This is a genomic window from Parvularcula bermudensis HTCC2503, from assembly GCF_000152825.2.
GTDB lineage: Bacteria > Pseudomonadota > Alphaproteobacteria > Caulobacterales > Parvularculaceae > Parvularcula > Parvularcula bermudensis.
In genome coordinates this window covers 2094899-2113062 of the sequence record NC_014414.1, presented here as the reverse complement: position 1 = coordinate 2113062, position 18164 = coordinate 2094899, and the positions used below count along the sequence as shown (strand labels likewise).

At 61.7% G+C, this 18164-nt stretch carries 14 protein-coding genes; 2 read left to right on the top strand and 12 right to left on the bottom strand.

Translation table 11 applies throughout. The features are described from left to right. Positions 1–27: 27 nt before the first annotated feature. Entirely contained in the window at positions 28–1389 is a 1362-nt protein-coding gene (locus PB2503_RS10000) for an LbtU family siderophore porin (protein ID WP_013301137.1), read from the bottom strand. Positions 1390–1461: 72 nt separating this feature from the next. On the opposite strand from PB2503_RS10000, the gene hemF reads away from it, so the two are divergent. Further along, entirely contained in the window at positions 1462–2346 is an 885-nt protein-coding gene (gene hemF, locus PB2503_RS09995) for an oxygen-dependent coproporphyrinogen oxidase (protein ID WP_013301136.1), read from the top strand. Between the two features lie 33 nt (positions 2347–2379). Here the strand turns inward: hemF and PB2503_RS09990 are convergent, their stop codons facing one another. The 11 genes from PB2503_RS09990 to PB2503_RS09930 all read right to left on the bottom strand — a co-directional run bounded on the left by PB2503_RS09990 (position 2380) and on the right by PB2503_RS09930 (position 15529). Then, a complete protein-coding gene (locus tag PB2503_RS09990) occupies positions 2380–2859 on the bottom strand; it encodes a hypothetical protein (protein WP_013301135.1) in 480 nt (159 codons plus the stop codon). Between the two features lie 68 nt (positions 2860–2927). After that, complete coding sequence (locus PB2503_RS09985) at positions 2928–4133, bottom strand: TIGR03087 family PEP-CTERM/XrtA system glycosyltransferase (protein ID WP_013301134.1); 1206 nt, start codon at positions 4131–4133, stop codon at positions 2928–2930. A gap of 5 nt (positions 4134–4138) precedes the next feature. After that, positions 4139–5182: a FemAB family XrtA/PEP-CTERM system-associated protein gene (locus tag PB2503_RS09980; protein WP_013301133.1), complete on the bottom strand. Its 1044-nt coding sequence runs from the start codon at positions 5180–5182 to the stop codon at positions 4139–4141. After that, positions 5179–6069 carry an XrtA system polysaccharide deacetylase gene (locus tag PB2503_RS09975; protein WP_049782002.1) on the bottom strand — a complete coding sequence of 297 codons (891 nt, stop codon included), beginning with the start codon at positions 6067–6069 and terminating at the stop codon, positions 5179–5181. Before PB2503_RS09975 ends, PB2503_RS09980 begins: the two co-directional genes overlap by 4 nt. Next, positions 6035–7414 (bottom strand): ATP-binding protein, encoded by a 1380-nt coding sequence (locus PB2503_RS14060; RefSeq protein ID WP_013301131.1) that lies wholly within the window; start codon positions 7412–7414, stop codon positions 6035–6037. Before PB2503_RS14060 ends, PB2503_RS09975 begins: the two co-directional genes overlap by 35 nt. A gap of 38 nt (positions 7415–7452) precedes the next feature. Beyond that, a complete protein-coding gene (locus PB2503_RS09955; RefSeq protein ID WP_013301130.1) occupies positions 7453–9249 on the bottom strand; it encodes a porin family protein in 1797 nt (598 codons plus the stop codon). Beyond that, on the bottom strand, positions 9249–10106 hold the full coding sequence (locus PB2503_RS09950) for an AAA family ATPase (RefSeq protein WP_013301129.1): 858 nt from the start codon (positions 10104–10106) through the stop codon (positions 9249–9251). Before PB2503_RS09950 ends, PB2503_RS09955 begins: the two co-directional genes overlap by 1 nt. Next, a complete protein-coding gene (locus PB2503_RS09945) occupies positions 10106–11635 on the bottom strand; it encodes an XrtA system polysaccharide chain length determinant (protein WP_013301128.1) in 1530 nt (509 codons plus the stop codon). Before PB2503_RS09945 ends, PB2503_RS09950 begins: the two co-directional genes overlap by 1 nt. Before the next feature lie 2 nt (positions 11636–11637). Beyond that, complete coding sequence (locus tag PB2503_RS09940) at positions 11638–12276, bottom strand: XrtA/PEP-CTERM system exopolysaccharide export protein (RefSeq protein ID WP_041535575.1); 639 nt, start codon at positions 12274–12276, stop codon at positions 11638–11640. Between the two features lie 65 nt (positions 12277–12341). Then, complete coding sequence (locus tag PB2503_RS09935; protein ID WP_013301126.1) at positions 12342–14906, bottom strand: tetratricopeptide repeat protein; 2565 nt, start codon at positions 14904–14906, stop codon at positions 12342–12344. Positions 14907–14929: 23 nt separating this feature from the next. Continuing rightward, positions 14930–15529 carry a sugar transferase gene (locus PB2503_RS09930; protein ID WP_013301125.1) on the bottom strand — a complete coding sequence of 200 codons (600 nt, stop codon included), beginning with the start codon at positions 15527–15529 and terminating at the stop codon, positions 14930–14932. 384 nt (positions 15530–15913) lie between these two features. Here PB2503_RS09930 and PB2503_RS14370 point away from each other — a divergent pair, with 384 nt between their 5' ends. After that, the gene (locus tag PB2503_RS14370; protein ID WP_013301124.1) at positions 15914–18100 is read left to right on the top strand and encodes a glycosyltransferase; all 2187 of its coding nucleotides are present in this window, start codon (positions 15914–15916) and stop codon (positions 18098–18100) included. The last annotated feature ends 64 nt before the right edge of the window (positions 18101–18164 follow it).

The following is an 18164-nucleotide window of genomic DNA, read 5'->3' as shown; positions in this document are numbered from 1 at the left end:
GGTGTCAGGCCTTGCGACCCCGAAATGCTAGAAAACTGCGTTCCCGCCCAGGATCACGGTGTGGCTTTCTACGCTCGTGTCCGAGACATCCTGAATGCCGACAAAGGGTTGAAACCCATTATTGTAGATATATTCGACCCCCATGCGCGCCCAGGGCGTCACCTGCCATTCCGCGGCAGCGGAATGCTGTTCGGCATGGTCGAACGCGGTTTCTTCAGGGCCAAAGATGCCTTGGCTGAATACAGTCGCCAGGCGCGCTTCACGACCGGCAAGGGGGAAGCGAACCCGGCTCTGGACAGTGATGGCCTGGAGGGGGGGGACATCCTCATATTGCTCGCCGGTGCGGGCATCGAAGGAGGTTGCCGGCCAGGTACCCATCGCCCGGGTCCACTCCACGCCGAAATCGATTATTTCCCCCCGGAACACTGAAGAAAGGCTCGCCAGGCCGAGGCGCTCCTGCTCGAAAATCGTCGGGAACAGGGGCGCATTGGGCGGCCCGCCGCGGGCAATGGCCTGACGCGTATGGGCCGTGAAATTATTGTTATAAATCGAATCGTGAAGGTAACTCGCAGAGAGCTGGACCGTGCCCCTCAACCGCTCAAGGCTGAGAATTTGAGACGCTTTCAGCGCGAAATTGTCCCCGAAATCATCGCCGTCGGCGGCATAGGCCACACGGATCTGCCGTTCACCGGAAAACACGGACGCAGAAGCTCGGAAGCCGCGGTGAACATAGCCGAGTTCAAGAACGGGGGTCTCGGATAGCGCCCAGAAATAATGTTGGTTTACTGAGTGCGTGAAAGGGGTGAACGTATCGAACTCGCCGAAATCGATCGTCTTCCGCCCCACCGCCGCATAGACCGGAAAGCGGTTGAGATCCCCAACGACGACATAGGCTTCACGAAGCTGAATGTCGTCTCGATCAGGATTGAAAAAGACTTCCGAATACTCAACCTGGCCATATGCGCTCAGCCAACGCTGCCAATTCGCTGTCGCCGTCAGGACGGCATTCTGGGTGATGGCGTCCGTGTTGTCCTTATCCGCATCATGTTGCGTGGGAAAACGAGAAAGGATGGGAAACTTGCCCGCGGTGTTCGTGCGCTCGCTATAAAGTCCGCCCCGCAAATAGCCGCCGACATAGAGACGGTTCGGCCTCAGCCCTCCCCGTTGATAGGCGGTCAGTAAATTCACCGCATCATCCGTCAGCCCCTCTTGGAAATCGACCATGGCGCGGGTCTGGCCCCGATGACGGCGCACCCCAGGAAGGGGCGTTGGGTGATCGTCGGCGGCCGAGGGCACGACAGCCACAGCCGATTGCGCCTCCGCATTGTCGCCGGCGGCGGCGAACAGAGTGGCCATGGACGCCAGAATGAGGACCTTGATAGTGCGCAATGAATTTCCCCTCTGCGCACCTTAGAGACGTGTCGTTAAAAGGGACCTTACGTCCGGCCCAAAGGAATAACGATGAGCGACCCCGACCTGCCCCCACGGCAAGCCAAGGCGAAAGCCTGGTTCGAAACCCTCCGCGATAAAATCGTCGCTGCCTTCGAGGCCATCGAAGATAAAGGGAGCGAGGCCTTATACGGCGATCAGCCGGCGGGTCGTTTCACCCTTACCCCTTGGCGCCGCGGTGACGGGACGGAGGATCAAGGCGGCGGTGTCATGGGCATGCTGCATGGTCGGGTCTTTGAGAAAGCGGGCATCCATGTATCGACCGTTTTCGGAGAATTTTCCCCTGAGTTCCGCAGTCAGATCCCCGGCGCCGAAGAGGATCCGCGGTTCTGGGCGTCGGGCATCAGCTTGATCGCCCATCCCCTCAACCCCCATGTCCCAGCGGCCCACATGAACACCCGCATGATCGTGACCACGAAATGCTGGTTCGGGGGGGGCGGCGATCTGAACCCCATGCATCCGGCCTATCGCGATGAGGACCATGAGGACGCGCGGTTCTTCCTCGACGCCATGCGAGGCGCCTGCGACCGTCGCGATCCACATTACTTCGCCCGGTTCAAAGAAGCGTGCGACACGTATTTCTTCCTGCCCCATCGGGGGGAGCCGCGCGGCGTAGGGGGGATCTTCTACGATCACCACAATTCAGGGGATTGGGAGGATGATTTCGCCTTCACCAAGGATGTCGGTCTGGCTTTTCTCGACAGCTATCCCGCGCTTGTCCACCGGCGGCTGGAGACCCCTTGGTCCGAAGAAGACCGACAATTACAGCTGCGTCAGCGCGGACGCTATGCCGAATTCAACTTGCTCTACGACCGGGGGACGACCTTCGGATTGAAGACCGGCGGCAATGTGGAATCGATATTGTCGAGCTTGCCGCCCCTGACAGCGTGGCCGTGAGGCAATACCCCAGGGGGCGGAAGGCGGGAGGGGTCAGTCCCCATCCCCGCCAAGACCGGCAATGCCCGCAAGGATTGTGAGAAATCCAAAAACGGCGGTGGCATAGGCACCCCACCCAAAATAGGCGAGCGAGGCCGTCTCGGCGACGATCAGTTCTTTGCCGAAAAAGGCGAATGTGATCAGCGCGACCAGTCCTGAGAATATGGTGATGATACTGGTCAGCCGCCCCACTAATGGCAGCAGACCCAAAAGGCTGATCACCGCCGAAAGAAGAGCCAGGGCAATCGTCCCGACGATCAGTTTGCCGAAGATCTCCTGCTCGGGCGCACAGGCCCCGGCGACACTGAACGTGCCTTGCCGAGCGCATTCCACCGTATCCGCAATGAAGACCGCCCCGGACACAGCTGCTTCTTGAGAGAACCCGCCCTCAAAAAGCGCCCCGGAACGGTCCCAGACCCAAGGCCCAAGATAGGCGGTCGCGGCAATCGCCAACGCCAGAAGAATGCGGATCATGATAAAGCCCTCGCTATGCCCTCACCTTTAACCATAAACTTTTTGCACTGCAGAGGAAAGCGCTGTGCCTATTTGATGACCTCTTCCAGCCGCCGGTCGAGCCGCGCCAGTTGGTCGGGCCACCCTGCCGACGTCTCCACGAAACGCCGTCCCGATTGCGCAAGACTCGCGCGCTCTTCCGGATGGCGGAGGAGACGCGACAGCACCGACCCCCATTCATCGGGGCTGTCGGCGAGCAAGAGGTCCCGCCCTGCCCTCACCGGTAATCCCGCAGCAGCCCCAGAGCTTGCCACGACCGGTCGCTCCATCGCCATCGCCTCCAGCACCTTATTTTGTACCCCTCGCGCAATAGCGAGAGGCGCTATCGCGATCGTTGCTGCGGCCAAATAGGGGCGCATATCGGCCACGCGCCCCGTCACGGTGATGCCCGGCATCCTTGCGAGGGCCGTGACGGCCGGGGCCGGATCCGCCCCGACGATCCCCCAGGTGAGATTAGGATGCGCCCGCCGTAGATCGGGCCAGACTTTGGTCGCGAACTGCGTCACGGCCTCGACATTAGGGGGGTAGTTCATCCGCCCGGTGAAGATCAACTCGACGGCGGGCGCCGAGGGCGCGGCGCCGAGGGCTTCGACCGACCATTCATCAGGATCTATCCCGTTCCCGAACCAATCAGCGCTCCCCTCCGGTCGCCCCGCCCCCGCTGTGATGACCGCGGCTTCGTTCGGGGAAATGGCGAAGACCTTTGCCGCAAGGGAGAGAGAGCGCGCTTCCATGGCGGCGACCCGGTGCGCTTCGTGCCAATAGATCGGCCGCCGCCACCACGCCCCCTCCCGGCCATAGGCCGCCCATTTGGCGCTATCGGCGTCAACGAGATCGATCAGCACCGGGGCGCGGGCCCCCTCGGCATAGGGCACAAGGGCACTCGAAAAGATCACCTCCGCCGCCAGGCCCTCCCCCCGCTGAGCGGCCACCCAGCGCCGCATCTGCCGATCTTCGTACCAAGCGATAGACAAGGCCTGACCGCGTGCCGCCCCCTTGAGCGCCTGGAGCGGGGGTATCCCCTTGGGACGGCGGCGAAAGAACGACCGCTCGCACATGCCGGCGATCTGAGAGCACAGCGGATAATCTTCCTTATCGTCGACAAAGGCCCCAAGGCTGACGCGATATTTCGTGCACAGATGGCGCAATACATGGAACGACCGGATCTTGTCCCCCTTATCCGGGGGGAAGGGCAGACGCGGCGTTAAATAGAGGAGGCGCGGCTTCTCGGACATGGCGGTCACGCCAGATGGCCGGCGAGAACCGGTCCCAAATGCCGGGCAACGGGCAGAGGCAGATGCTTCCAGCCTGCCGCAAACAACGCAAATTTCGGATTATGTGGATTGACGTTAGGCAGGGGGCCGCCGTTCATCATCCTGTACTGATAAATCAGGGGCTGCGGGACAAACCCCCAATAGGTCTTGTAAGCATGGGACCCTGTCCCCCGTTTCGACCGGCCCAAGTCAAATGTCTCAATTCCCTCCGACGCGGCCTTCCCCATCATGGACCAATAAAGATAATCCCCCGCATGGGTACGCCTTGCCGCGGGGGAAACAAAAGCGTGATAGAGATGATAGGTCCGCCGATGTCGATAGGTCACAACCCCCGCCAGCGGCGCGTCATTGGACCGAATAATCGTACACGACATGTCTTCGCCGAACGCGGCTTTCAAGCTTGTCAGCCACCTGGCGGGGAACACAGGGGTCCCAAGATCGCGCTGCGCTATGGCAAAATGCTGCCAGAACAGGCCTAGATCCTCATTGTGAGAGAGCGTCAGATCGCCATTCTTTGCGGCCGCGATCGCCTTGCGAATGTCGGCGCGCTTTTTTCGGGGAATGGATTTGAGGCGATCGGCTTCGTCGCTGATGATGGCCGTCTCAAATCCCTCATAGATATCGGTTTTCTCCGCCCACAGATCGGCGGTCCCGAAGGGGGATCGCAATTCGATATAGCCTGCGCCGCGATCCCGCGCCTCCCCCTCCGCCGCCTCGAGAAGCGCAAGGCCATCTGACTGCCGTTCCGCAAGGACGCCGCCCCCGGTGGTAAAGCCCACCGAAATCAGCGCCCGTCCGAGGAGGCAGGAGCGCCTGTCGATCAGAGGCAGGCCGCCCACAATCCGTCCGCCCCGCTCGGCGAGGAGATAAACAGCTTCATGGCCATAGACTGACTGCGCCGCCGCCCCCCATCCCCAGCGGTGAAAGAAACTGCCCGAGGTCGCGACATAGTCATCCCATCGCTGCGCATCCTCTGGCCCAGCCCGGCGAATAGTCAGCCCATTCGTCATGCGGCTGATTGAGTATTGTCGGCGAGGGAAGACGCAAAGACTTTATCGATCCGTGTCCAGTTAAACTCCCCCAACAGGCGATCAAGCTTTTTCTCGGTAGAATGGAGGTTCAACCGATGCCGCAAGCGGGCTTTCAGGGGGAGGCCCGGGACGCTTGGCTGGTCTGGGTCGACCTCCCACGGATGAAAATAGAAAACACCGCTGCGCCCCTTGTCCTCAAGACCGCGCCACAATCGCCGGGTCAACAGATAAGGCATAGCGCGGAACCATCCCCCTCCGGCGCAGGTCTGCCGACGGCCCAGTAACGTCGTCACCGCAACAGGTATTTCGACCAGCCCCGACGAAACGTGATAAGGCTCCATGGGCGCAGACGGATCCCCATAATGATCGTGCGCAATCGGATGGGAGGAAGAAGAATACCCATACCCCGCCTTGGCAAGTGCGTCATAGGCGAAAGGCGTCCGGCGATCGATGGAAAACCCGGCGGCCCGAAAACCGTCAACGGATTGCCCGCTCAACTCCTGTAAAACGATCCGTGTTTTGAGGATATCTTCGTAGAAGGCCGTTTCGGTCTGATCGAAAACCTTTTGGTGATCCCAGCCATGGCTGGCCACTTCGTGCCCTTCGGTGGCCAGGCGCCTTATCATGTCGGGGCAGCGCTCAGCGATCCATCCCAGGACAAAGAAGGTGGCCTTGACCTGGTGGCGGTCGAACAGCGCCAGAATTCGGTCGATATTGGCGTCGACCCGCAGGTCTCTTTCGTCCCAAGTGTCCCGGTCAATAGCGCCGCTCAACGCCCAGACCTGGAACCAATCTTCGACATCCACGGAGAGAGCGTGGAGAGGACGGCGATCAATCTCCGCTGGCGACCTGCTCGATCTTGTCATGAAGGCCCCTCAACCGCGCCGTGAACCGTTCGCGGGATGCAAAATGCTTCTCCTCGAGTTGTTCTGCTTTGTCGCGCAATTGGGTCAAGGACGTCTTAAGGGCGGCAATCCGCTCGACCGCATCTGTGACATAGGCGTCGATGGCGGCCATATCTGCGGCACGATCACGAACGGGGGCGGCCGTTTCAGGCATGGATGTTTCCTGCGCACCGGTCTCAGGCAGAGGCAGGGGCGTGGTATCTTCCGTCTCCAGCGCGGCCGGTTCGGCGGTCTCTACCGCCGGGCTCGCCGCTTGCGCCTTTTCGAGAGGGGTCTCCGTCTCGGTCGCCTCCTCATCGGTCCCCGCCTGCTGCGCCTCTTCACCCGGCTGGGAAAGCTGTTCGAGGCGGGAATTGAGACTCATAAAAGTCGTTTCCTCATCATCTTCGGTGGTTTCCCCCTCTGAGGGGAACGCGGCATCAGGGGCCGCCGGGGCGACCGTTTCAGCGGGCGTATCGTCCGGCACCGCCGAATCAAAGGCCTGTATTTCAGCCTCGGGCTCAGCCGCGGTCTCTTGCGCCGTCACAACCGCGCCGCTCTCCTCCGCTAAGGGGTCGGGCATATCGTCGGCCATGATCACCGAGCGGTCTTCGCGCCTGACCTTGGCGACCGCCAGGCGGAAAGCCGGAATAGCAGCGCCGGGAAAGCCGTGGGTCGTTGCCATCAAGCGCTCAAGCCCCTCTTGCTCGATCGCAATCGTGCCGAGGCCCGCTTCGCCCAGGCTGTCCTGCAGCCAGAGAAGCATCTCTTTTTCCGTAAGCGGTGACATATGGAAGGAGGACGAGATCACCCGCCGCATCGGCTCGAACTCATTCTTGTAGAGCAAGCGGCGCAAGGAAGCCGATCCGGCGAAAGTCACTTGCAGGGCCGCGCCAACGGCCCCCTCTTCCGCCTTCATCATGTCGTAGAGATCTTCGAGCGACCCTTCGCTGAGCGCATCGGCATTATCGATGAGAAGCCGGAGGAGGCGTCCGGAGGCGCGCAGCGACGCAAGGGCGCCCTCAAGGCCATCGGACATCGACACCCCTCGGCCTTCGAGCGCTGTGCGAACGACCGGCATCACGCCCTTCCGCTCAATGTCATAGGCGCTCAGAATGATGGCAATGATTGAGGGATTGGCCGCCTGGGCCTGGGCCATGGCGGAGACAAAGACAGCGCTTTTCCCGACCTGTTTTTCACCGGTCAGCAGGACGGCCCCCGCCCCCTGGTGGATCCCTTGTAGGACATGCGCGACGGCCCGGCGGTGCGGTTCGGTTTGAATGAAACCGACTTCGCCCGGTTGACCAGAAAACAGCAACGACGACATCGACGCTTCCTCCTATCGTCCGCGAATTCCAGTCTTGCTTAGAATGACCAACGCATCGCGGCAGTGATGGCTGTTTCTTGGTAATCAAAAGATGTGCCAGTCACAGGTGCCCCTTCGACATCGTTCACCGTATGGGCGACATCGAGTTGAGCAGATAAGGATCGGCCCAAGCGGGAATTGACCCCGAGACGATAATATTGGGCCAATTCATCTTCTCGTGCCGCCACCGTCAACGGATCGGAAAGAACCACCACCTCCCCGCCCTCTGTCCGCGTCACAGCAGCCTCCGCCGACATTGTCAGCTTTCGGGACAAGGCCCGTTCGGCCTCAAATCGCGCACTGAGCGCCTGTTCCACATCCTCTCCAAAGGTGCGGCGAATAAAACTCATGCCGAAGAGCAGGTCGGTACGGCGAAAATCTCCGCTGAGATTGAAGACAACCTCGTCAATCGTAAACGGGCCCGTCGCGAAACGATCGGACAGGGAGGAGACCGCCTCTCCGATCACGATAGCCTGATCGATCAAGCTCGACGCAAAGGCAGACCGCAGGCTGCGGATTTGCGCGAGGGTGGCTTCATTGGTGAGCCCAATCCCGCTCAACGCCCCAACGGAATTCTGGGCGCCGGTATCGAATTGCCGCGAGGCGCGCCCGCTCAGCGTCATCCGCGCCGTCGGGCGCCATTCCCACTCGCTGCGGATATCGGTTTCGCCAAATCGCTCCCCAATGGCAAAGGAAACCCGCGTACGCTCGCTGGGACGATAGGCAAATCCGGCCCGGTAAAAGCCGCCGGTCAGCCGATCCTCCTCATCCGCAAAGACAGCTTGGTCCGCCGCGCCCGCGGTGTCGGAAGCCGTCAGAGTGATGTCATCGTACCCGACCGCAAAGATCGCTTCGACCTTTTGGCTGAATTGGATCGCCCAATTCAGCTCGGTACTGAACTCCCGGGTTTCGACCTCGGCAAGGACATCGCTCCCCTGCTCGTCAATCGCCCGATAGCGTGATTGCGCCCCGACCCGGAGCTTGCCAAAGCGATTGCCACTATCAATAGCGCTGGTCACGACAATGGCATGGCTATCGTTTGTATACTTATCGACCCCCTCGAATTCAGCGCTGGTGAGTTGATCGTCCAGGGTGACAACGCTCGATCCGGTCACCCTAAACTCACCGCGAATATCCTGATCGCCGCGCCATACGAGGTAAGGGCTGATCGACGCGCCGAGAAGCGTGACCTCATCCCCCGTGCCGCCAATGCTCTCCTGGGCCAGAAGGGAGCTCTGATTAAGGCTCTGTTGGGTGGCAAGGACCGATCCGTCTACGTAGAGGCGATTATCCTTGAGCCGTAGCGTGGCCGCGCCGGCCAGATTGGGCTCGATAAAAACCTCGTCCGGATCGCCGAAGCCAAAGCTCGACACCCGCCCTTGGGCATCGGGGGTGGCACCAAAGGGCGCCGCCGGGGAAGATGTTCCCACGAGATCCGCTTCGAGATCCGTTCCTTCAAGATATCCGCCAATCAGCAGATCACCGCCAAGATACCCCTCAATACCCGGACGGCGGACCAGTGTTGTCCCCGAAAGCGTCACCGTCGCGATCGTATTGCTCGGTGGATCGATATCTGCCGTGACTTGGGCCACGCTGGGCACGGTGGGGTCGATATCGGTCCGCAACCGCCTTTCCGGCAAGCGACGATAATTGTCAGACCAGGTCAGACCGGCCGTCATATCGTATGCTGTAATGGACTGCGGCGGCGTGGCCGGAACGGGCGCTGTCTGGGCGAAAGCAAGCCCTAAGGCCGCGACGGCGCAGCCGATCCCGATGAGTGAGCCCCTCCCCCCCATCAGCCCTTCCTCCGGTCGCTGCGGCGATAATATTCGTCATAGGAGCCATATTCGATCGTTCGCTCGGCCAGCAGGCAGCGATTGAGAACGACGGAGACATTTTCGTTCACTTCCAGCACCTCTTCGAGGGCGGAGGCGACGGCGGTTTCCGGGGTCGCGTTCGCTTCGATCACGAAGAGGACTTCGTCACAGGCCCGCGCGAGCAGGACGGCATCGGGCATCGCCAGCACGGGCGGCGCGTCGATAATGATCAAATGCTCGGGGAATTGGCGCGAGAGATCACGGATGACCGCCTCGGTTTCCTCCGCGGCAAAGAGGGAGTCGGATCGCTCGGACCAACCTCCCTGGCCCATAAGGGTCAGGGGCAGCCCCTCAACAGCCATCATCATCTCCTCCGCTCGGTGGCGGGGATAATCAGCGATCAAATCGGAAAAGCCGGGCCGATCGTAGGAGACGCCCAACGATGCGAGAGCCCTTGGTCGGGGAATATCGCCGTCAATGAGGAGGGTTTTGATCCCGTCTTCGTTTGCCAGGCTGAGGGCAAGATTGACCGAGGTGAACGTCTTTCCCTCAGCGGGGCGGGTCGAGGTCATCAGGATCACATTGCGGCAACGCTCGACATCCAGTTTGCCGGTCGATCGTTTCCGATAGCCGATCCGCCGCAAAAGGCGGCGCTTGATCGCCCGCAATTCGAGGGAAAGGCGGGTCGCACTCGCCGAAGGAGCATAAAATCCCTCACGACGCAGACGATCAAAGTCGAGCGCGATGCGACCTTGGCCAGGTGTCAGCGTCCCGCCGGAAGAATTGTTATCCTTATCCGGATCATTGGGCATTTCATAAACGGTTGCGGAAGCCATTATCGCAGTCTCCCTGGCTCGGCATTGGTCGCCAAGGCGGTGGGATCCGGCGCCGCTGGCGCATAGATTTCGTACCACCAAAAGAGGCTGCCGCAGGCGATAAGCAGCGCGCCAAAAGCGCCGGCAAGCCCGGTATGGCGCAGCAGAATGAGACGCTTGGTGCGGCTGCCGTCCGGGATTGATGGGCTGACCGCACCGAGAACCGGCAACCCAAAGGCTTTCTCGATCTGCCCGACATGGGTGTAGGTGCGGTCGATCTGGGTCAGAAGAAACGCAGCAGCGCCCCCCGCCCCCAACGCCAGGACAAACACCGCGAGAACGAAAAGACCGCGCGGCGGCCAGGTCGGCTCCGCCGCGACCTTCGGCGCCTCAAAACGCTGATAATTGATCGCCCCGCCACCGCGGCTGACATTCGATGAAATCCTGATCCGCGACTGCTGTTCGGCGAGGTTGTCGACGGTTCGGGCCAATTGCTCCCGCCGCCGAACCAGGGCCTGCAATTCCGCCTCCGCTTCGGGGGTTTCAGCCGCTTGTCGGCCCAGATGGACGATTTCCTCCTCGATCCGGTCACGTTGCGCCATCAACCCGGCGATCTCGTCCCGGATCGCCGCCAGACTTCTCGCCGTTTCGGCATAAACAGGGTTCTCCGGCAGCGCGGAGGAATTGCGCTCCAGCTCGGCAATCTGCGCCTTGAGCCGCACGATGTCGGGATAATTATCGGTAAACTGGCTTTGTAGGGTCGCAAGGCGCAATTTTAGGGCGTCGAGGTCATCCCCGGGGGCATAGCGGGGGGTTTCGCGCAGGGCTGTGGCCAGACGGCTCTCCCGTGCGCGGGCCAAGGAGAGAAGGTCCGAAACGCGGGCCAATTCGCCCTCACGACTGTCCCGCCGGCGTACCTTGCGTTCTTCAGCTGCCAGAATGTCAGCATTCACACTTTTGAAGACCGCGATCTCATCGTCCAGGGCCTTGAGCTCACTCTCTTTCAGCGCCAATTCGCGGTCAAGATTCTGGACAGCCCGGCCCACATCGGTGGTCGCGTTGCTCAAATTCTGTTCGATGAACAGATCCACGAGCGTTGCCACGACCCGTTGTGCGGTCTGCGGATCTTTGTCCGCATATTTGAAGGTGAAATAGTTCTCTTGGGTTTGTTCGATCCGGATCGCTTCAGCAAGGCTTGCCACCTTTCGCTGGAGGTCCACGGGCCCTTCCACCTCGGCATCGAGGCCGGTGGCATAGATCACCTTTTCGAGATTGTCGCTCGACAGAAGCTGGGTCCTGATGACCTGAACGCCCTTTTCGCGGTTCGGCCTCACCGCCACATCGCTGATCGTGGCGTCGAGGGCCGTGTCCGTATTGATGTAGACCTGCGCACGGCTCTCATAAAGATCGGGGAGCAACGCGACCGCCGACCAGCCCAGAAGGGCCGCAAGCCACGCAATCCCGGCAATGAGCCACCGCCGACGCCACAGGCCAATCACGATAGTGATGATCGGCCGCGGCAGACTGGAGAGGAGATCGGCGCCCGGCATGATCAGAACCGCGAGACGGGAATGAGAAGGACGTCCCCCGGCAGGACCGGGACATTCGCGGAGACATCGCCCTGGCGAAGGAGATCATCGAGTCGCACTTGATAGGCCTTTTGCTGCTCAGCCCGGCCGCGGATCAGTTTTGCGCGGTTTCCGGCGGCAAATTCAGTCAATCCCCCGACACTCAGCATCACGTCAAGCACGGTCATCCCCGCCTGATAGGGCAGGGCCCGAGGGGTCTGGGCTTCACCGATCACCCTAATCTGTTGATCGAAGGTCGAGGAAAACCGCGCCACGATAACCGTCACCTCGGGGGTTTTCACATATTTCGACAGCACCTTGGCAATATCGTCCGACAATTGGCTGGGGGTTTTGCCCGCCGCGAGCATGTCTGAGACCAATGGGGTCGAAATCCGTCCATCGGGACGGACAGTCACTTCGGTGGACAATTCCTCCGCCCGCCAGACAAAGACCTCAAGCTCATCATAGGGGCCGATGAGATATTGCGGGGTCGCGGCAAAGTCCTCAGCCCCTGTCCCGGTCCCGCCCAGGGGTTGGGGCGATGTGCCGGCACAAGCGGAAAGCGCAAACAGAGCGCCCAGTATCATCCACCGGCACCCGCACCAGACGGTCCGAACGGTCATGGCCTTTGTCTCCCTTTTGCCCACCTGCCCGTATCTTCGGACAATCAGGTGCAAGAATGATGAAATCATGGCTGATCGCCCTCCTCAGCCCCAATAGCCTCAGACCCTGGGGCACCAATCCGTGCAGCATACGCATCGAGGTCGCGACGCTCTGGATGCAGGATGAGCGCCCGCCGCGCGACCCGGCCCGCCCGCGCCGCATCGCCGGTCGCCGTCAGCATTTGTGCATAGGTACTGGCAATATCCGCCGATGTCGGCGCTGCCATATACGCTTCTTTTGCGAGCCTTAGCGCATCTTGAGGCGCCCGGTCCGCACGGGCGAGGGCGAGATTGTTGAGGAGCAAGGGGTCCCCCGGCGTATCAGCAAGGGCGGTGGTCAGGGCCTTTTCCGCCAATCCGTCCCGATCCATCTCCAATGCGAGGGCGCCCAGGAGAAGCCGCGCGCCGCGATCATTGGGGGTGGCCAAGACATAGGCCTCAAGATCGCCCAAGAGCGAGAGACGATCATTCGCCTCGGCCAGGCGCGCGCGGACGGTGAAAAGCGGCAGGCTAGGGGTCGCGCTCGCCAGAGCTTCGGCAAAGGCAACGCGGTCCTTCGCCTCCCAGAACAATTTGAGCGCCAAGCTTTCTTTCAGGGATGTGGGGATCGCGCGCGTCTCCTCCAAAGCCGTCATCGCAGCGCTGAGATCGGTTGTCGCAAGGTCGATCAGCGCGGCTTCGGCAAGAGGGGCGTCCAGGGGATAGGTGGCCATCCCCTGGACCAATAGCGTACGGGCGCTGTCGGACCTGCCTCGCGCCTTCTCGATCTGGGCCCGGAGGATGACAGCCCCCGGCCCGTCAAGGTCCGCGGCGGCAATGGCGGCCGAATCGGGGGCGTCGGCGAGGAGGAGCTTGGCAAGGCTTGCCCGCTCGGCCGCTGAATCCGTCTCCCGCAGATCGACGGCGCGCAACGCCTTTTGCGCCGCGTCCGCGCGACCGGCCGCCAATAAAAGCCGACCGGGCAGCGTGCGCTGCGCCAATCGCGCCTCTTTGGCCTCGGCGGCACGCTGCGCCGCTTCAAGCGCCTGGTCGATCTCACCGAGAACGTATCGCTCACGGCCAAGAGCCTCATAAATATCGGGGTCCCGCGCCCCCGCCTCAACGGCCCTTTCCAGCGCTGTCACGAGGGCGTCGGCGTCAGGGTCGAGCTGCGCCCGATTGGCGATCAGCACCAGCTCGTCCGGATGGGCGGCGATAATCCGATCGAGCAACTGACGGGCCGCCTCGACCTCGCCGGTCTGCGCCAATGCGCCCGCGAGCAGATTGCCGGTCACGGGATCTGTCGGAATCTGCGCCGTATTTTCAGCAGCCAGACGAAGGACTTCCTCGTCCTCGCCCGCCCTGATAGCGGTCAGCACCTGAGTGAAGAGGTCGGGGTCGCCGTCCCGGTCGAGTAGCGCCAGCCATTGGTTAGCCGCCCCCCCGAGCGGCGCAAGCACCGCCGCGGCCGCATCGATCTCTCCGGCGTCGATCAGCCGGTCGGCTTTGAGGCGGAGGAGCACAGGGTGTCGGGGGGCAAAGGCCAAACCGCGTTCCAGGACGCGCGCCGCCTCTGCCTCTTCGCCGCGCTCATCCAGTATAGACACAAGCAATTGGCGAGCCGCGATATCGGTGGCCTGCTCCCGCAGGCGGGCCCGCAGCAATTGCTCGGCCTGGGCGGGACGTTGCTCCGCCAATTTCAGCCGCGCGAGAAAGACCGCCCCCCCTTCTCTCCGCTCAAGCCAGGGCTCGATGCTCGATACGGTGTCGGCGGCCTGTTTCATTTGGCCCTGCTCCGCCAGCAGCAGAGCCTTGAGATAGGTCGGACGCGGATCGTCCGGGTTCGCTGCGGCAAGATCGGTAATGGTTGTTTGGGCTGTGGCCTCATCACCAATCCGCAAGAGGGCTTCGACGGCGATGACCCCCGCCGTGACATTGCCGGGATCGATCGCGTCGATCCCCCGCGCCAGGCGCAGCGCGGCCCCGTAATCACCCGATCTCAGCGCAATTTGGGCCTTGAAAAGAAGGGCGGTCATGCTCTCCCCGTCGCCGCCAATAATCGTGTCGATCGCGCTACGGGCCGCCAACAGATCACCGAGGGCATAATGCGCCCGCGCGGCAATCATCTTGCCCATGGAGGCGTAAGCGCCCTTCTGCGGAAGAGCTTCCAGCTTTTCCAAAGCCAATTGCGGCTTGCCGTCCGTGACGGCCTTCTCCGCCTCGATCACGGTGCGTAGGGAGGGCTGAGCAAGATCCGCCGATCCGCCGGAGAGGCGTTGGCCACCGTCGAGCGTTGTCAGGGCTTCTTCGCTGCGTCCTTGGCGAAATTGCGCTTCTGCGAGTATCAACCGCGCCGCCGGGCGATCCTCCCGCAGCAATACCGCCGCCGCCATTTTTTCGGCCCGGTCGGCATCACCAAGGGCGAGATGGGCCCGTGCCAGCTCGATCCGGGCATCGGTATTGTCCGGCTCGGCCCGAACCGTCAATTCCCAGCGTAACATGGTCTCGCGCGGCGTTTCGACGGCAGGCCGCGTCTGCGGGGCCGATATATCCGCAAGGCTTGGGGTCGGCGCCGAAAGGCCAACCACAAGAAAGATCCAGAGAAAACGCATGCCGCTCGCTTTCGCTTTATTCGTCAGCGCGCAAGGTCCGAGAAAAACGCGATGCGAAATGTTTTCAAGAGGATAATGATATCAAGAGCGAGGCTGCGATGCGCAATGTAATCGAGGTCCCATTTCAACTTTTCTCGGTGCTCTTCGATTTCGGCGGCATACCGACAGCTGATCTGCGCAAGTCCCGTAATGCCCGGCTTCACGGCGAACCGCTCCCCATAGGTCGTCAAAACGGCCTCCAGACTGGGAACGAATTCGGGACGTTCAGGCCGCGGACCGACCAAGCTCATCTCTCCCCTCAGCACCAGGATGAGCTGCGGCAATTCATCGAGCCGGGTTTTCCGCAAGAAACGCCCCACCGCGGTGATCCGAGGATCGTCGGTTTGGGCGAATTGCGCCCCCTCGCGCTCCGCATCGACGACCATGGTGCGGAATTTGAGCACCGTGAAAGGCTGCCTGTAGCGCCCAAGCCGTGTCTGACGATAGAAGATAGGGCCGCCATCCCCTGATTTGATCGCCACAGCGACCGCCACCCAAAGCGGCAGCGTAAAGACCATGAGAACGGCACTACATGCGAGATCAAGGGCACGCTTGGCCCATTCCCCGCTCAGGCCAGTGCCCATCTGTTCTATGGAATCGGCGCTTCCGGTGTGTAGACAGGCCGTAGCACAGCTTTGCCCGCCCAGATCCGGCGCGCCTCCCAGATTTGTCCCCGTTTTACTCACACACCCACCAACCACTGTCTTTGCGACTTGGGCCCCTTAGCCGATCAAAGTTACAAAGTCGCTTCTTTGTGGCATCCCGTGCCGCCAAGGCCCCCTCGGCACCGCCAACGCCGCAACGACAGACGGGAAATGCGCCGCGATTAAGGGCCACATCTTGAAGATGTCCCCAATCATAGTCGAACATACGCAAGAAAAATGCCCGAAGGCTATCGGAAGAACTGACTTTTTCTGATCCGCGTCTTCGCCATTAGCTATTAAGTCTGTTGTGTTAAGTCGCCGCCCATGCGCGTTCTCGTTCTCACGACCCTTTATCCTTATCCAGGGCGCCCCAATCATGGCGTATTCGTGGAAAATCGGATCAAGGCCCTTGCTGCTCTTGGCCATAATATTCGGGTCATTGCCCCTATTCCTTGGTTTCCTTCACGTTGGAGAGGGTTTGGGGATTGGGCGCGCTATGCCGATGCCCCCGACCGGGAAAGCCGTTTTGGCATCGATATTCACCATCCTCGCTATTTGATCCTGCCAAAGGTCGGGATGACCCTCGCGGCGAAGACCCTCGAAATGGCGTTCAGCCGGGCGATCGCCGACCAGATTGCGGACGGTTTCCTGCCGGACCTGATCGATGCGCATTACTATTTTCCCGATGGGGTGGCCGCCGCCGCCGCCGCGGAGAAAGTGGACATCCCCGTCGTTATCACGGCCCGCGGTTCCGATGTGACCTTGTTGCCGCGCTATAAAAAAGTGCGCCGCGCCATTCTCGACGCCTCGACCAAAGCGGCAGCGACGATCACCGTCTCAGAAGCCTTGCGGACGGATTTGACACGGCTCGGAGCGGCCCCCGCCAGCATTCACCCGATCCGCAACGGCGTCGACCTGGAGCGATTTTCACCCGATGGTTTAATGATAGATCGGACGACCGCGCCGGTCCTCCTCTCCGTTGGTCACCTCATCCCGCGTAAAGGGCATGACATCGCCATCGGGGCCCTCGCCCGTCTGCCCCAAGCGGTGCTCGTGATCGTCGGGACTGGGCCCGAAGAAAAAGCCCTCAAGGACCTCGCCGCCCGTCTTGGGGTGGCCCACCGTGTTTTCTTCCGCGGGCAACAGCCCCACAGCCGTCTCCCCCTTTTCTATCGCGGCGCGGATGTGTTGATTCTGGCCTCTACCCGGGAGGGGTGGCCGAATGTTCTCCTCGAGGCGATGGCGTGTGGGGCCCCTTGTGTGGCGAGCGATGTCGGGGGGAATGCCGAAGTCATCGCCAGTGCCGCCGCGGGTCGTATCGTCAAGGAGCGGACGCCCGACGCCTTTGCCGACGCCATCGCGGATGTTCTGGCTTCGGGCCCCGCGAGGAGCGAAACCCGCCTTTACGCCGAGGGGTTTGACTGGCGCAGCGTTGCGCGCCGCGTCGAAACGGTGTGGCAAGAAGCCAGGGGAGCGGTCCGCCATGGGGGATGGGGTCTTCCCTCCCCCCTCTTCGTCGACGGCAAAGCGAGATGCGTCCTGACCATCGATACCGAGGAATGTTTCAGTTGGGATGGCGATTACGGCAGCTGGACCCTTCCGCCGGTGAGTGCGGTGGAAGCTATTCAGGCGGCGGCCGAAACGGCGGGGGTCAAGCCGCTCTACTTTGTGACATTCCCACTGCTTGAGGATGACGCCATCGGGCATTACCTCGCCGGTCTCCATCATGAAGGTCGTGCCTATTGCGGCATTCACTTCCACAGTTGGGCGACGCCGCCAGGTCAGGGGCCTACGGACGATTTCCATAGCTATCAGCATAATCTGACGCCCCATCAGCACCGCGCCAAGCTGGACCGGCTGATCGAAGCCTTTGAGTTCCGCTTTGGCGAACCACCGATCGCCCATCGTGCGGGCCGTTATGGCTGTGCCCCTTGGGTTCTCGACCAATTGATGGATCGGGGGATCTATCTCGATTTCTCCCCCTCGGCGGGGTTCGATTTTCGCGGGGATGGGGGGCCGAATTACGCCCATTTCCCCACGGGACCCCGCTTTCGCCGTGTCGGCAGAGACACCCAGTGGGTCATTCCCGTTTCCGGCGCGCGGGTGCTCCCCAAGCTCTCTGTCCCCTTGCCCAAGATCTTCAGCGGCGGTCAGGCCCCCTTCTCCGCCCTGTCGCGCACGATCACCACGCCGGTGCGCCTCACGCCTGAAGGCAATGACATCGCCACGATGCTGCGCTTGGCGCGCATGCTTCTGGCCGGTGGAGATCGCCTTTTGACGCCGACTCTCCACCTCTCCACTCTGGTTCCCGGCGCCACCCATTATGCAGCCACGCCAGAAGAGGTACGGAACCTCCTCAAAACGCTGACCTACTTTTTGATGGAAGTCCAAAAGCTCGGCGCCACCCCAACGGATCTTCTCGATCTCGATCACGCCGCCCAGAGGGACCGGCGGGTGGCCACAGCATGGTCGCATCGCCAGCCCAAAATGGCGGCGGACAGTGTGGGATAGGTCGAAGGACTGTGAGAGGGCAGCCCGCTTCAAGGGACGGCCCATCGCCCTCCCCCCGTGCCCC